12 protein-coding genes and 1 tRNA gene are annotated in these 14,635 nt (G+C 63.8%); 9 read left to right on the forward strand and 4 right to left on the reverse strand.

The features are described from left to right. Positions 1 to 607 (reverse strand): toxin VasX (locus tag KYC_RS09050; protein ID WP_008161224.1); only part of this gene is annotated, 607 nt, incomplete at its 3' end. A gap of 233 nt (positions 608 to 840) precedes the next feature. Beyond that, a tRNA-Ser gene (locus KYC_RS09055) sits at positions 841 to 931 on the reverse strand. Positions 932 to 1,175: 244 nt separating this feature from the next. On the opposite strand from KYC_RS09055, the gene KYC_RS09060 reads away from it, so the two are divergent. The 3 genes from KYC_RS09060 to yaaA all read left to right on the forward strand — a co-directional run bounded on the left by KYC_RS09060 (position 1,176) and on the right by yaaA (position 4,070). Beyond that, a complete protein-coding gene (locus KYC_RS09060; protein WP_008161225.1) occupies positions 1,176 to 2,393 on the forward strand; it encodes a cation:proton antiporter domain-containing protein in 1,218 nt (405 codons plus the stop codon). A 106-nt stretch (positions 2,394 to 2,499) separates the two neighbouring features. After that, positions 2,500 to 3,282 carry a 3-hydroxybutyrate dehydrogenase gene (locus KYC_RS09065; RefSeq protein WP_008161226.1) on the forward strand — a complete coding sequence of 261 codons (783 nt, stop codon included), beginning with the start codon at positions 2,500 to 2,502 and terminating at the stop codon, positions 3,280 to 3,282. A gap of 14 nt (positions 3,283 to 3,296) precedes the next feature. Continuing rightward, positions 3,297 to 4,070 (forward strand): peroxide stress protein YaaA, encoded by a 774-nt coding sequence (gene yaaA, locus KYC_RS09070; RefSeq protein WP_008161227.1) that lies wholly within the window; start codon positions 3,297 to 3,299, stop codon positions 4,068 to 4,070. 95 nt (positions 4,071 to 4,165) lie between these two features. Here the strand turns inward: yaaA and KYC_RS09075 are convergent, their stop codons facing one another. Continuing rightward, complete coding sequence (locus KYC_RS09075; RefSeq protein ID WP_008161228.1) at positions 4,166 to 6,388, reverse strand: FUSC family protein; 2,223 nt, start codon at positions 6,386 to 6,388, stop codon at positions 4,166 to 4,168. Positions 6,389 to 6,806: 418 nt separating this feature from the next. On the opposite strand from KYC_RS09075, the gene KYC_RS09080 reads away from it, so the two are divergent. The 4 genes from KYC_RS09080 (at position 6,807) to pssA (ending at position 11,131) form a co-directional block, all read left to right on the forward strand. Beyond that, the gene (locus tag KYC_RS09080; RefSeq protein WP_274428493.1) at positions 6,807 to 8,576 is read left to right on the forward strand and encodes an acetolactate synthase 3 catalytic subunit; all 1,770 of its coding nucleotides are present in this window, start codon (positions 6,807 to 6,809) and stop codon (positions 8,574 to 8,576) included. Between the two features lie 11 nt (positions 8,577 to 8,587). Next, complete coding sequence (gene ilvN / locus KYC_RS09085) at positions 8,588 to 9,079, forward strand: acetolactate synthase small subunit (protein ID WP_006223608.1); 492 nt, start codon at positions 8,588 to 8,590, stop codon at positions 9,077 to 9,079. 73 nt (positions 9,080 to 9,152) lie between these two features. Continuing rightward, positions 9,153 to 10,169 carry a ketol-acid reductoisomerase gene (gene ilvC / locus KYC_RS09090; protein ID WP_008161230.1) on the forward strand — a complete coding sequence of 339 codons (1,017 nt, stop codon included), beginning with the start codon at positions 9,153 to 9,155 and terminating at the stop codon, positions 10,167 to 10,169. A gap of 188 nt (positions 10,170 to 10,357) precedes the next feature. After that, entirely contained in the window at positions 10,358 to 11,131 is a 774-nt protein-coding gene (gene pssA, locus KYC_RS09095; RefSeq protein WP_008161231.1) for a CDP-diacylglycerol--serine O-phosphatidyltransferase, read from the forward strand. A gap of 57 nt (positions 11,132 to 11,188) precedes the next feature. On the opposite strand, the gene KYC_RS09100 is transcribed toward pssA, so the two are convergent. Further along, the gene (locus KYC_RS09100) at positions 11,189 to 11,707 is read right to left on the reverse strand and encodes a hypothetical protein (protein WP_043517981.1); all 519 of its coding nucleotides are present in this window, start codon (positions 11,705 to 11,707) and stop codon (positions 11,189 to 11,191) included. 241 nt (positions 11,708 to 11,948) lie between these two features. Between KYC_RS09100 and rpsO the strand changes: the two genes are divergently transcribed. Continuing rightward, entirely contained in the window at positions 11,949 to 12,218 is a 270-nt protein-coding gene (gene rpsO, locus KYC_RS09105; RefSeq protein ID WP_006223612.1) for a 30S ribosomal protein S15, read from the forward strand. Between the two features lie 90 nt (positions 12,219 to 12,308). Next, positions 12,309 to 14,471, forward strand: coding sequence for a polyribonucleotide nucleotidyltransferase (gene pnp / locus KYC_RS09110; RefSeq protein ID WP_008161234.1), 2,163 nt, complete (start codon positions 12,309 to 12,311; stop codon positions 14,469 to 14,471). Positions 14,472 to 14,635 lie beyond the last annotated feature (164 nt).

Below are 14,635 nucleotides of genomic sequence, written 5' to 3' on the forward strand. Positions count from 1 at the left end.
CGTTCACCGATCTCATCGTTTGACGGTGGCTCTCTTGGGTGCGGTACTTGTCCCGCACTGCGGACGTGAGAGGAACCGGACTGAAAAGGAAGCGCAAGTCGTCGATGCCGTCCACATCGAAGATCTTCAACGACCAAGCCAGCCTTGTTGATCCCCCCGCACCTGCACCGGCCGACGCTGGAGACTCCCAGGGCTTGTCCGCATCAATGTAAGTGAGCGTGCTGATCTCGGAGACACGGTACTGGCTGTGCCACTCATACGGCTTCTGCTTGCGTTTGATGAGCACATAGAGAAAGCCCTGACGCAACGGCCGCAATGCGTAGGACGATTCGCTAAGCATTCCAACCTTGTAGGGGTCAGCGGCGTTTACCGGCAGCGGCGGCAACTGCTTGCGGGGGATCTCTGCGCCGCCCACCGCGCCATAGCGCAGGGGCAAAATGATGAAGCTGCGTGTGCAGGTGACCGCCGGACCCGACTTCATTTCGTTTTCGATCCACCTGCGGTTTTCCGCGCACAGCTCGAAGGTTTCTTTCCAGCTATACATAAGAACGTTCACTCCCTGTTCAGCTACCCGTCCATCGAGTCTCTGATCGGAGCGGGCGTGCATGGATGCCGTTCGCAATCCTGCCCATGGTTCAAAAAGCTGAAAATTGGACCAGTACTAAATTGGGAGCTTCCGTAAGCGAAAAATGCGGGGATTGAGCGGACGATGGCCGCGGAGATGAATGCGCATCCGAGGTATCGGCCACGCGAAAACAAGCCTGACGACCTGGCCAACGAGTGCAGCGGCGCGAAAAAGAAAAAAGCCCCTGATTTCTCAGGGGCTTCGTTCTTGAATACTGGCGGAGAGGGTGGGATTCGAACCCACGGTACGGGGATACCGTACGCCTGATTTCGAGTCAGGTACATTCGACCACTCTGCCACCTCTCCGTGGCTGGATTCCGTAACGGTGAATTCCTGAAGATTTTCACTTCGGGGTTTTCACGCCAAGATCCCTGGTCGGAAGGATCTTCGTTGTCGGAGCAGCGAAGCCCGCAATTCTACAGGATTTTTTTCTTTTGTGTAAAGGGGTGGAAAAAGAAGACGGGTAAAAGGACCACAGCGGGTTTCATCCGGCTTTCGGCCGGCGCAATCTTTGGCCAGAATTCCCCCAATCCCGCCTGCCGCCCGCCCCATGGACCTGATCCTCATCCTTTTGCTTGCCGCCGTGCTGTGCGTGCCTATCACCCAGCGGCTGGGACTGGGCGCCATTCCCGGCTACCTGGTGGCGGGGGTGCTGGTCGGGCCGTCGTGCCTGAAGCTGGTCACCAATGTGGACACGATGATCGGCGTCTCGCAGTGGGGCGTCGTGATGATGCTGTTTATCATCGGCCTGGAACTGTCGCCCAAACGCCTGTGGGCCATGCGCAACGAAGTCTTCATCCTGGGCTCCCTGCAGATGCTGGTCTGTGGCCTGCTGCTGGGGCTGGTGTTCGGGGCGGCCCTGCGGCACCTGGCGGGCATGGAGTGGCAGGCGGCGGTGCTGTGCGGCCTGTCGCTGGCGCTGTCGTCCACGGCGGTGGCCCTGCGCCTGCTGGACGAACGCCAGCTTACCCGCACGCCGCTGGGGCGCTCCGCCCTGGGCGTGCTGCTGTTCCAGGACATGGCCGCGATCCCGATGCTGGTCGCCGCCGGCCTGTTGGGCGCCGGCGGCACGTCGGCGCCGTCCTTCAAAGAGGCGCTGCTGGCGGTGGCCGTGGTGGCGGTGGCCCACCGGTTGCGGCTGCTGGGCTGGGCGGCCAAGGCCGAACTGAACGAGCTTTTCACTGCGGCGGCGCTGCTGATGGTGGTGGGCGCTGCCCAATTGTTCGACTATGCCGGCCTGTCGGCGGGCCTGGGCGGGTTCCTGGTGGGCGTGATGATGGCCGAATCGCGATATCGGGACGAACTGGAAAAGGCGATCGACCCCTTCAAGGGATTGCTGCTGGGCCTGTTCTTCGTCGCCATCGGCATGTCGATCAACCTGAAGGTGGTGGCGCACCACTGGATGTTCATTTTCTGCGGGGTGGCGGCACTGCTGGCCGTCAAGGCCGTGATCCTCTATGGGTTCGCCCGCTTCCTGGGCCTGCCCCGCTACCATCGCCTGCTGTTTGCCCTGGTGCTGGCGCAGGGCGGCGAATTCAGCTTCGCCATCTTCAACGAAGCCTGGGACAACCAACTGGTGAACCTGGAACAGCGCGACGTGCTGTCGGTCATCGTGGCCGTGTCGATGGGCGTGGTGCCCGTGCTGATCAAGCTGCTCGAACGCGTGCCGGAACGATACGGCGGCATGGCGGGCCTGCCCGCCGCGCAAGGCGCGCAGTCCGAGGACGCGTCGCCGTCCTCCCCGACCGACAAGCCGCCCGCCGCTTGACCCCGCTGCGCGTGGGGGCATGGCATGATGACCGCCTTGCCGGGCAGCTACACTTGAAGCCCGTTTTCGCTTCCCGATTTATGCGCCAGCTCACAGGAGAAAGCTCATGCTCAAAGGAAAAGTAGCGCTTGTCACCGGTTCCACCAGCGGCATCGGCCTGGGTATCGCCACCGCCTTCGCCCAGCAGGGCGCCGATATCGTCCTGAATGGCTTTGGCGATGCGACCGACATTGAAAAGCTGCGCGCGGGCCTTGCCGAAAAACACGGCGTGAAGGTGATCTACGATGGCGCGGATCTCTCCAAGGGCGCAGCTGTGCGCGAACTGGTCGAAAATACGGTCCGGCAGCTGGGACGCATCGACATCCTGGTCAATAACGCCGGCATTCAGCACACCGCACTGATCGAGGATTTCCCCGCCGAAAAATGGGACGCCATCCTGGCGCTCAACCTGTCGGCCGTGTTCCACGGAACCGCCGCGGCCCTGCCGCACATGAAAAAGCAGGGCTCCGGCCGCATTATCAACATCGCGTCGGCGCATGGGCTGGTGGCTTCGGCCAGCAAATCGGCCTACGTGGCCGCCAAGCATGGCGTGGTGGGTTTCACCAAGGTCACGGCGCTGGAAACGGCCGGCCAGGGCATCACCGCCAACGCCATCTGCCCGGGCTGGGTGCGCACCCCGCTCGTCGAAAAACAGATCACCGCGCTGGCGGAAAAGAATGGCGTTGACCAGGAAGCCGCGGCGCGCGACCTGCTCAGCGAAAAGCAGCCCTCGCTGCAATTCGTGACGCCGGAGCAACTGGGCGGCACCGCCGTCTTCCTGGCTTCGGACGCCGCCGCGCAAATCACCGGCACCACCGTCTCCGTCGATGGCGGCTGGACGGCGCGCTAACAAAGGACCCCCGAATGCTGTTTTTGCTTTCCCCCGCCAAGAAGCTGGACTACGACTCGCCGCTGCACATCGAGACGCACACCCAGCCGCTGTTCGTGGATCAGGCCGCCGGCCTGATCAAGGTCCTGAAGACCAAGACCGCCGAGGACATCTCGGCACTCATGAGCCTGAGCCCGGCGCTGTCCGAACTGAACGTCCAGCGCTATGCGCACTGGAAGCGCAGCTTCACGCAGGCCAACTCGCGCCAGGCCGTGCTGGCCTTCAACGGCGATGTCTATGAAGGCCTGGACGCCGGCACCCTGTCGGCCAAGCAGCTGGACTGGGCGCAGGAGCACGTCGCCATCCTCAGCGGACTGTATGGCGTGCTGCGCCCGCTGGACCTGATGCAGCCGTACCGCCTGGAAATGGGCACCCGCCTGGCCAACCCCAAGGGCAAAAACCTGTACGAATACTGGGGCAGCGCCATCGCGGACTATCTGAACGAGCGGCAGTCCGGCCAGAAGTCGCCCGTCATCGTCAACCTGGCGTCCGAAGAGTATTTCAAGTCGGTCGACCTGAAGACGCTGAAGGCGCGGGTCGTGCAGTGCGTGTTTCAGGACTGGAAGAACGGCGCCTGGAAGGTCATCAGCTTCCACGCCAAGCGCGCGCGCGGCCTGATGGCCCGCTACGCCATCCAGCACAAGGTCGCCAAGCCGGAAGGGCTGCAGGGCTTTGACCTGGAAGGCTATGCGTTCGACGCCTCGGCGTCGTCGGAAGACAAGCTGGTGTTCCGACGCAAGCTGGATTGAGGCACCTGACGCAGTAAGTCGCCGCTTCAACAAAAATGCCGGCCCGGGAACCGGGCCGGCATTTTTCTTTTGGTTGACGATGTCGCCCGCAGCGCCTACGACGCCGCCGCCACGGGCGGCGCGTGCATGGGGTCGGCCAACGCCTGGAGTTCCTGGCGGATCATGTGGGTGGCTTTCAGCATCTGCTTGACCGGATAGGCCAGCGCGGCCTGGTCTCCACCCGTGTCGAACTGCGTGGGCAGGCTGGCCGGCGGCCGCGTGTTGTTTTCGTCCAGCAGGTCCGCCATGCCCTTCAGGGCCTGCTGGACCGGTTCCGGCGTGGCGGGCAGCGCCGCCAGGATCGGGATCGCGGCGGTGATCTGCGAGGCCAGCACGTGGTTCTGGATCAGCAGGTTGTTCAGTTCGGGGACATCGACCTGATGCGACTTGGGCTCGCTCATCATCCGGTAGAACGCTTCCGCGAAGTTGCTGAACGCGATATGCACGTTCTTGCGCGCCAGGCGCCAGGCCAGGTCCGCGTCCGTCACGGCGGGCGTCTCGGCGGCCGCCGCGCCCACGGGAGCGCCGTGCGCCTGCATGGCTTCGGCGTAGCGCAACCCCGCCAGCAGGTATTCACGGTTGGCGCGGGTGGCGGCGGAGGCCAGGGGCTTCAGGTAACGGGCTTCCCACCAGGGCAGGATGTAGCTGCAGATCAGCGCCAGCGCGCAGCCTATCAGCGTGTCGATGGCGCGTTCGCCGATCACGGACATGGACACGGTGCCCGGCGACACGAAATGGAAGACCAGCACCACGAACAGGGTGTTGAAGATGGCGCTGGCCATGTAGTTGAGCTGCACCAGGCTGTTGCCCATGATGCAGGCGCCCAGCAGCACGGCAAACAGGACGCCGGGCTCGTCGGTGACGTTGAACAGCAGCAGCGCGCAGATGCATCCGATCACCGTGCCCATCAGCCGCCAGCCGTTGCGCTGGCGGGTCAGCGCGAAGCCCGGTTTCATGATGATCACGATGGTCAGCATGATCCAGTAGTTGTGTGCCGAGAATGCCGGCGACAGCCAGCGGCTGGCCAGCGTCATGGCGATGGCGGCGGCGGCCGTCACGCGCAGCGCGTAGCGGAAATGCGGCGAATCCAGCCGCAGGTTGCTGGTCAGCAGGCCGAAGCGGAACTCCTGGCGCGAGATGAAGCGGGTCAGCGATTTGTTGATGCGCAGCACGTCGGTGGGCCGGGCGTCGGGCGAGGCCGCGGTGTGGTCGGCCAGCCGGTCCACGATGCGCGCCGAATTGCGCAGGCGGCGCAGCACCTGGATGATCAGCGCCAGCATTTCGGGGTCGCGTTCGCCCAGCCCCTGGTGCTTGAGCTGTTCGATCTCGTATTCGATGGCGCGCAGCTCGGCCTTGGCGCTGCTGCGGTACTGCACCTTGCGGCCGCGCGACACGTCCAGCGCGATCCGGTTCAGTTCCAGCGACATCTTCACGAGCGCGTCGCGCATGAACATCAGGCAGTCGTTGCCGGCCAGCGTGCGGCGCAGCGCCGCGTAGTCGGTATGCGTGGCCACCAGCGTGTCCAGCAGCTGCAGCATGTCCACGAACATGTTCCAGATCATGACGCGCTGGCGGTCGCCCAGGCCCTTGCCGCGCGGCAGCGCGCGCAGCACCATGTCGCGCGCGGCCTGGTGTTTTTCGGTCATGACGGACTGGCGCTGGATCAGGGTGCGGTAGGCTTCGTCCAGATCAGCGGTTTCGTCGTAGAAGGACGCGCGCGCCGCCACGTAGTCGGCGGTGGCGAAGAGCGCGACCGACATGGCCTGCTGCTCTTCGCGCAGCCAGAACAGCCGGGAAAATCCCAGGCTGAACACCACGTAGAACAGCGCGCCGCCCAGCGTGGCCGCGGCATGGGCCAGCACTTCGTGCGGCGCCAGCGGCGAGTGCATGGTCAGGGTCATCAGCAGCAGGCCGGCGAACCCGATCAGCCCGCCGCGCTTGCCGAACACGGTGAACATCGAATAGACGAAACACTGCGCGATGACCGCCAGCCAGATCAGCACGGGATGCGAGGACGCCAGGCCGGTGATGATGACCGTGATCGTGCCCAGCGCCGCGCCGCCCAGCATTTCGTTGGTGCGGTGGCGCTGCGGGCCGCCCGGCTGGTCGATGATGGCCAGGCACTGCGCGCCGAAGGTGGCGACCAGGCCGGTGGTGTAGTTGCCGAACAGCCCCCCCAGCACCAGCACGGGCAACAGCATGCCGACCCCCTGGCGCACCCCTCCGAAGAAGTAGTGGCTGTAGAGGAAGCGGCGAATGCTGGCAATGCGCAAATCCATGGGCAGGGGGCTCGGTTCTGGAAGACGGAACAAGTATAGAGAGGCTGCCGTGCTTTTTGGGGTCGGATAGTTACCGAACCTTCCGCGCAACGGTCGGAAAAGGGCGATTTGCCACCTTTGACGCAACGCGGTAAATTGCTCCACTTGCTTCGGTCTGCCTATCCGAAACCGGAGCGTTGATGCGAACGGCCAAGGTCACATCCCAGCCGTCCTGCAGCAAGTCACACCTGCCGTTGGCCGCGCCACAAGCGTGTGTTGCCAAGGCTTCCATTTCGACCTCCAGCGTCCCCCAGGGGCGTTTGCACTGCGTTCTGTCGAGCGTGTGCCGGGTCGGCAAGGTGTCCGGGTGGCGTGGCTCCGTGAGCCGCTAAGCGCCGGATCATGTTGTCGTAGCCGGTATGGGTTCAGTTGCCGCCGTATCCGGGCGAGCAGCAGTCAGGGTTGCAGGGCCGGTACTGAAAGGAACTACAACATGGAAATGAATGGCGCCGATATCGTCGTGCGCTGCCTGGCCGATGAGGGCGTGGAACACGTCTTCGGCTATCCCGGCGGCGCGGTGCTCTACATCTACGACGCTATCTTCAAGCAAGACAAATTTCAGCATATCCTGGTTCGTCACGAGCAAGCTGCCGTGCACGCGGCCGATGCCTATTCGCGCTCGTCGCAGAAGGTCGGCGTCTGCATCGTGACCAGCGGCCCGGGCGTGACCAATGCCGTCACCGGCATCGCCACCGCCTACATGGACTCCATCCCGATGGTCATCATCAGCGGGCAGGTGCCCACTGCGGCCATCGGCGAAGACGCCTTCCAGGAATGCGACACCGTCGGCATCACGCGTCCCTGCGTCAAGCACAACTTCCTTGTGCGCGACATCAAGGACCTGGCCGAAACCATGCGCCGCGCGTTCTACATCGCGCGCACGGGCCGTCCCGGTCCGGTGCTGGTCGATATCCCCAAAGACATCACCATTGCGCACTGCAAGTACACGCCGCCCAAGGGCGAGATCTCGATGCGCTCCTACGCGCCCGTCAACAAGGGCCACCAGGGGCAGATCAAGAAAGCCGTGCAGATGCTGCTGGCCGCCGAGCGGCCCATGATCTACACGGGCGGCGGGGTCATCCTGTCGAACGCCGCGCCCGAGCTCAACAAGCTCGTGTCGCAGCTGGGCGCGCCCTGCACCAGCACCCTGATGGGGCTGGGCGGCTTCCCGGCCAGCAGCGGCCAGTTCGTGGGCATGCCCGGCATGCACGGTACGTACGAGGCCAACATGGCCATGCAGCACTGCGACGTGCTGCTCGCCATCGGCGCCCGCTTCGATGACCGCGTGATCGGCAATCCCAAGCACTTTGCGCAGAACGCCCGCAAGATCATCCATATCGACATCGACCCGTCGTCGATCTCCAAGCGCGTGCGCGTGGACGTCCCGATCGTGGGCAACGTCAAGGACGTGCTGGCCGACATCAGCGCCCAATACGAGATCGCGGCCGCCGAGCACAAGCCCGCCTCCATCGCCAAGTGGTGGGATCAGGTCGAGACCTGGCGCGGCAAGGAATGCCTGAAGTTCGCCAATTCGGACGAAGTCATCAAGCCGCAGTTCGTGGTGGAAAAGCTCTGGGAAGTGACTGGCGGAGACGCCTTCGTCACCTCCGACGTGGGCCAGCATCAGATGTGGGCGGCCCAGTACTACAAGTTCGACAAGCCGCGCCGCTGGATCAATTCCGGCGGCCTGGGCACCATGGGCGTCGGGTTGCCGTACGCGATGGGCGTGCAGATGGCCAATCCCGGGCATGACGTCGCCGTCATCACGGGTGAAGGCTCCATCCAGATGAACATCCAGGAACTGTCGACCTGCCACCAGTACCGCCTGTCGCCCAAGATCATCTGCCTGAACAACCGGTTCCTGGGCATGGTGCGCCAATGGCAGCAGATCGACTACGGCTCGCGCTACTCCGAGTCCTACATGGATTCGCTGCCCGACTTCGTCAAGGTGGCCGAGGCCTACGGCCACGTGGGCCTGCGCATCGAACGCCCGGCGGACGTCGAGCCGGCGCTGCGCGAAGCGTTCGGCAAGCACAAGGAGCGCCTGGTCTTCCTGGACTTCATCACCGACCGCACGGAAAACGTGTGGCCGATGGTCAAGGCCGGCCGCGGGCTGACTGAAATGCTGCTCGGCTCTGAAGACCTGTAAGGAGGCCACCAATGAAGCACGTGATTTCCGTCCTCCTCGAGAACGAACCCGGCGCGCTGTCGCGCGTGGTGGGCCTGTTCTCGGCGCGGGGCTACAACATCGAAACCCTGACCGTGGCGCCCACCGAGGACTCCACGCTGTCGCGCATGACCATCGTGACGACCGGTTCCGATGAAGTCATCGAACAGATCACCAAGCACCTGAACCGCCTGGTGGATGTCGTGAAGGTGGTGGACCTGACCGAAGGCGCCCACATCGAGCGCGAGCTGATGCTCGTGAAGGTGCGCGCCGTGGGCAAGGAACGCGAGGAAATGAAGCGCATGGCGGACATCTTCCGCGGCCGCATCATTGACGTCACCGACAAGTCCTACACCATCGAACTGACCGGGGTGCAGGAAAAAGTACAGGCCTTCCTTGAGGCCCTGGACCGCAGTGCCATCCTTGAAACCGTGCGCACCGGCGTGTCCGGCATCGGACGCGGTGAACGGATTTTGAAGATTTGACCGGCCTTCCAGGCCTGCCTCACCCTACATCTGAATTAATCGAATATCCAAATACTGGAATCTGGAGCACAACATGAAAGTTTTCTACGACAAAGACTGCGATCTGTCCCTCATCAAAGGCAAGACCGTCGCCATCATCGGCTACGGCTCGCAAGGCCATGCGCACGCGCTGAACCTGCATGAGTCGGGCGTGAAGGTCATCGTCGGCCTGCGCAAGGGCGGCGCCTCGTGGAACAAGGCCGCCAACGCCGGCCTGGAAGTCAAGGAAGTCGCGGAAGCCGTCAAGTCGGCCGACATCGTCATGATGCTGCTGCCCGACGAGAACATCGCCTCGGTCTACAACAACGAAGTCCACGCCAACATCAAGGCCGGCGCCGCCCTGGCGTTCGCCCACGGCTTCAATGTCCACTACGGCCAGGTCGTGCCGCGCGAAGACATCGACGTCATCATGATCGCCCCCAAGGCCCCGGGCCACACGGTGCGCAACACGTACAAGCAGGGCGGCGGCGTGCCCCACCTGGTGGCCGTGTACCAGGACAAGTCGGGCGCCGCGCGCGACGTGGCCCTGTCGTACGCCAGCGCCAACGGCGGCGGCCGTGCCGGCATCATTGAAACCAACTTCCGCGAAGAAACCGAAACCGACCTGTTCGGCGAACAGGCCGTGCTGTGCGGCGGCACCGTCGAACTGATCAAGGCTGGCTTCGACACGCTGGTGGAAGCCGGCTACGCGCCCGAAATGGCGTACTTCGAGTGCTTGCACGAACTGAAGCTGATCGTCGACCTGATCTATGAAGGCGGCATCGCCAACATGAACTACTCGATTTCGAACAACGCCGAATTCGGCGAGTACGAAACGGGTCCGAAGATCGTCACGGAAGAAACCCGCAAGGCCATGCGCCAGTGCCTGACGGACATCCAGACCGGCGAATACGCCAAGAAGTTCATCCTGGAAAACGCCGCCGGCGCCCCGACGCTGACCTCGCGCCGCCGCATCAACGCGGAATCGCAGATCGAGCAGGTGGGCGGCAAGCTGCGCGCCATGATGCCCTGGATCGCCGCCAACAAGCTGGTGGACAAGTCCAAGAACTGATCTGCCTGGGCGGGCGGGGCGCGGCCCCGCCGGTCAGGATCGAAGCGGCATGCCTGCATGGGCATGCCGCTTTTTTTGGCCATTTGCGCCGTTTGCACCCATTTCGGGCCGGGCACGACCCTTGCTGCAGCCCGCAAGCAGGGCCAGATAGGTTAACCTTTCAAAGTCCGTTGTAAGTTATTGAGACCATGCCCAATTTTTCCATGCGCGATTCCGAGAACCGCCACCGGAGCATCTACCTGCTTCCGAACGCGTTCACCACCGCCGCTTTGTTCGCCGGGTTCTATGCCGTGGTGCAGGCTATGAACGACCGCTTCGAAGTGGCCGCCATCGCCATTTTCGTCGCCATGGTGCTGGACGGCATGGACGGGCGGGTGGCCCGCCTGACCAACACGCAGTCCGCCTTCGGCGAGCAATACGACTCGCTGTCCGACATGACGTCGTTTGGCGTTGCGCCCGCACTCGTCATGTACGAATGGATCCTGAACGACCTGGGCCGCTGGGGCTGGCTCGCGGCGTTCGTCTATGTGTCCGGCGCGGCGCTGCGCCTGGCGCGGTTCAACACCAACATCGCCGTCGTGGACAAGCGCTTCTTCCAGGGCTTGCCCAGCCCCGCCGCGGCCGCGCTCGTGGCGGGCTTCGTCTGGCTGGCGGTGGACAACAAGCTGCCCATCCACGACAGCCTGATGGCCTGGGTGGCGTTCACGCTCACCATGTACGCGGGCATCACCATGGTGTCGAACGCGCCGTTCTTCAGCGGCAAGAGCTTCGCGCTGGGCCGCAGCGTGCCTTTCTGGGGCATCCTGCTGGTGGTGGCCGTGTTCGTGTTCGTGTCCAGCGATCCCCCGGTCGTCCTGTTCGGCCTGTTCGTGCTGTATGGCCTGTCGGGCTGGGTCACCTGGGCGTGGCGCTGGAACAAGGCCCGGCGCCTGCAGCAAGAGCGCCGGGGCCATTCGTCCTGATGCCACAAAGAAAAGAACCCGCCTCTGTGAAGGCGGGTTTTTCTTTGGGCGGCGCGCTCAATGCCACATGAATTTGTCGTCGTCGTACATGGGGTCGGGGCCGGGATGAAAGCGCGTCACCTTGCTGCCGTCGCGGCTCATGTAGACGTACATCAGCGAATTCCACACGCTGTTTTCGCGGTAACGATAGGACCAGACGACCTCGCGCTTTTCACCCAGGCCGACCGTGTCGATCCGGGCGGGCGGCCCGAACTCGCAGCGGACGCGTTCCGGTCCCCAGTCGCCGGTTTCCAGCACCCTGAAATGCTCGTCGGTCAGGAGCGGCGTCACGCGGTCCACCCGGCCATCCGTGCCCACGTTGGCGCCCCAGGCGTACTGACCCATGGGTTGCTGGGTCCAGATGACGCGGCGGCCGCCGTTGGCCTGCGGGCACTCGAAATTGGGCGCCCCGAATTGCGCCTGGACGTCCGCCAGCGGCGTGCCGGGCGGCACTTGGGCCATGTTGGCGCAGGCGGCCAGCCCCGTCAGCGCCAGGGAAGCGAGGGTCAAGCGGGCTATTCTGTAACAATTGATCATGTTTTTCTCCTTCCGGTGCCGCGGGACGGAGGCCTCTCGCAGGGGCGCCGACCCTCATTGGGGTAATTCTAGCTATTCAGCTATAATCATCGAGCTTTATCAAGTGTATTGATTCTGCAAGATACTTTGCGCGCGCCAACATTGGCTGCAGTGAGAAAGCGAATTTAGCCAGGTCGCGCGCAAATTTTTCCAAACCACGTCAGGGCGCCTCGGCCCTGTCGCATGTCCGAAGAGGTCATCAATGTCTGTAGCTGACATCAAGAAATCCGATATCGTTGCGCAGTTCCAACGCGCTCAGGGCGATACCGGCTCCCCCGAAGTCCAGGTGGCTCTGCTCACCGCCCGTATCAACGAACTGACTGGTCACTTCAAAGAACACATGAAGGACCATCACTCGCGCCGCGGTCTGCTGCGTATGGTCAGCCGTCGCCGCAAGCTGCTCGACTATCTCAAGGGCCGCAATCCCGATTCGTACCGCGCACTGATCGAAAAACTCGGTCTGCGCAAGTGATCGACGGGGCTGGCTCCCCATGACGCAACCGTGGTCGGTGCGACGCATGTCGCAGCGGCCACGGTTTTTCATTTGTAAGGAATAATCGTCATGTTCAATAAAGTGACAAAATCGTTCCAGTACGGCCAGCACACGGTCGTCCTGGAAACCGGCGAAATCGCTCGCCAGGCTTCCGGCGCCGTTGTGGTGTCGATCGAGGACACCGTTGTCCTGGCCACGGTCGTGGCTTCCAAGAAGGCCAAGCCGGGTCAGACGTTTTTTCCCCTGACCGTCGACTACATCGAGAAGACCTACGCCGCCGGCCGCATCCCGGGCGGGTTCTTCAAGCGCGAAGGCAAGCCGTCCGAAAAGGAAACGCTGACCTCCCGCCTGATCGACCGTCCCCTGCGTCCGCTGTTCCCCGAAGACTTCTACAACGAAGTCCAGGTGGTCATCCACACGCTGTCGGTCAATCCTGAGATCGACCCCGACATCGCCGCCATGATCGGCGCGTCCGCCGCCCTGGCCATCTCGGGCATCCCGTTCAGCGGCCCCATCGGCGCCGCGCGCGTGGGCTACATCGACGGCCAATACGCCCTGAACCCGACCGCTACGCAGCTCAAGTCCTCGAAGCTGGACCTCGTCGTCGCCGGCACGGAAAACGCCGTGCTGATGGTGGAATCGGAAGCCGACCAGCTGTCCGAAGAAGTCATGCTGGGCGGCGTGGTGTACGGCCACGAGCAAATGCAGGCTGTCATCAACGCCATCCACGAACTGGTCAAGGACGCCGGCAAGCCCGATTGGGACTGGCAGGCTCCCGCCAAGGACGAGGCCCTGATCGCTGCGGTGACCGCCGCCGCCCAGGAAGGCCTGAACGCCGCCTACCAGATCCGCGAAAAGCAGGCCCGCACCGCCAAGCTGCGTGAAGTGTCGGCCGACGTGTCGGCCAAGCTGGCCGCCGCCGCCGCCGAAAAGGGCGAATCGCTGCCGGACGCCGTCACCGTCGACAACATCATGTTCTCGCTGGAATCGGCCATCGTCCGCGGCCAGATCCTGAACGGCGAGCCGCGTATCGACGGCCGCGACACCCGCACCGTGCGCCCGATCAGCGTGCGTCTGGGCGTGCTGCCCCGCGCGCACGGCAGCGCCCTGTTCACCCGCGGTGAAACCCAGGCGCTGGTCGTTGCCACGCTGGGCACCAAGCAAGACGAACAGATCATCGACGCGCTCATGGGCGAGTACCGCGACCGCTTCATGATGCACTACAACATGCCTCCGTTCGCCACCGGCGAAACGGGCCGCATCGGTGTGCCCAAGCGCCGCGAAATCGGCCACGGCCGCCTTGCCAAGCGTTCGCTGATCCCGCTGCTGCCGGCCCCCGAAGACTTCCAGTACACGATCCGCCTCGTGTCGGAAATCACCGAATCCAACGGCTCCTCGTCGATGGCATCGGTCTGCGGCGGCTCGCTGGCCATGATGGACGCCGGCGTGCCGGTCAAGGATCACGTGGCCGGCGTGGCCATGGGCCTGATCCTGGACGGCGGCAAGTTCGCCGTGCTGACGGACATCCTGGGCGACGAAGATCACCTGGGCGACATGGACTTCAAGGTTGCGGGCACCGAAAACGGCGTCACCGCACTGCAGATGGACATCAAGATCCAGGGCATCACCAAGGAAATCATGCAAGTGGCGCTGGCTCAGGCCCGCGAAGGCCGCCTGCACATCCTGGGCAAGATGAAGGATGCGCTGGACGGTTCGCGTGGCGAGCTGTCGGCTTTCGCTCCGCGCATGCTGACCATCAAGATCAACCCCGAGAAGATCCGCGACGTGATCGGCAAGGGCGGCGCCACCATCCGCGCGCTGACCGAAGAAACCGGCACGCAGATCGACATCTCCGACGACGGCACGATCGTGATCGCCAGCGTCGACGAAGCGCAGGCCAAGGAAGCCCAGCGCCGCATCGTCGAACTGACCGCCGACGTCGAAGTGGGCCAGATCTACGAAGGCTCGGTCCTGCGCCTGCTGGACTTCGGCGCCATCGTGCAGGTGCTGCCGGGCCGCGACGGCCTGCTGCACATCTCGGAAATCGCCAACTACCGCATCGCGAACATCAACGATGTGCTGAAGGTCGGCCAGCAAGTCCGCGTCAAGGTCATCGAGGCCGACGACAAGGGCCGTCTGCGCCTGTCCATCAAGGCGATCGGCGGCATCGAGCAGCAGCAAGCCGCTGCCGCTCCTGAAGCCGCTCCCCAATCGGAACCGCAGGCCGAATAAGCCCGCAGGTCACTGATTGAAAGACGGCGCCGAAAGGCGCCGTTTTTTTTCGGGCGCACGGTGGCCACGAATCGGCTTGCCACGGCAGGATGCGAGGCGTCTCCCAACTTCCGCGGCCTTCCTGTAAAGTCTTGCGCGAGAGAGGCGCCGCCCCGGTCCGGCAG

The organism is Achromobacter arsenitoxydans SY8 (genome assembly GCF_000236785.1).
Taxonomy (GTDB): domain Bacteria; phylum Pseudomonadota; class Gammaproteobacteria; order Burkholderiales; family Burkholderiaceae_B; genus Achromobacter; species Achromobacter arsenitoxydans.

Excerpts from the sequence above, each read along its gene's own strand:
- KYC_RS09060 (WP_008161225.1), top strand. The coding sequence starts at position 1,176 with ATGGACCTGATCCTCATCCTTTTGCTTGCCGCCGTGCTGTGCGTGCCT.
- KYC_RS09065 (WP_008161226.1), top strand. The coding sequence starts at position 2,500 with ATGCTCAAAGGAAAAGTAGCGCTTGTCACCGGTTCCACCAGCGGCATC.
- yaaA (WP_008161227.1), top strand. The coding sequence starts at position 3,297 with ATGCTGTTTTTGCTTTCCCCCGCCAAGAAGCTGGACTACGACTCGCCG.
- KYC_RS09075 (WP_008161228.1), bottom strand. The coding sequence starts at position 6,388 with ATGGATTTGCGCATTGCCAGCATTCGCCGCTTCCTCTACAGCCACTAC.
- ilvN (WP_006223608.1), top strand. The coding sequence starts at position 8,588 with ATGAAGCACGTGATTTCCGTCCTCCTCGAGAACGAACCCGGCGCGCTG.
- ilvC (WP_008161230.1), top strand. The coding sequence starts at position 9,153 with ATGAAAGTTTTCTACGACAAAGACTGCGATCTGTCCCTCATCAAAGGC.
- pssA (WP_008161231.1), top strand. The coding sequence starts at position 10,358 with ATGCCCAATTTTTCCATGCGCGATTCCGAGAACCGCCACCGGAGCATC.
- KYC_RS09100 (WP_043517981.1), bottom strand. The coding sequence starts at position 11,707 with ATGATCAATTGTTACAGAATAGCCCGCTTGACCCTCGCTTCCCTGGCG.
- rpsO (WP_006223612.1), top strand. The coding sequence starts at position 11,949 with ATGTCTGTAGCTGACATCAAGAAATCCGATATCGTTGCGCAGTTCCAA.
- pnp (WP_008161234.1), top strand. The coding sequence starts at position 12,309 with ATGTTCAATAAAGTGACAAAATCGTTCCAGTACGGCCAGCACACGGTC.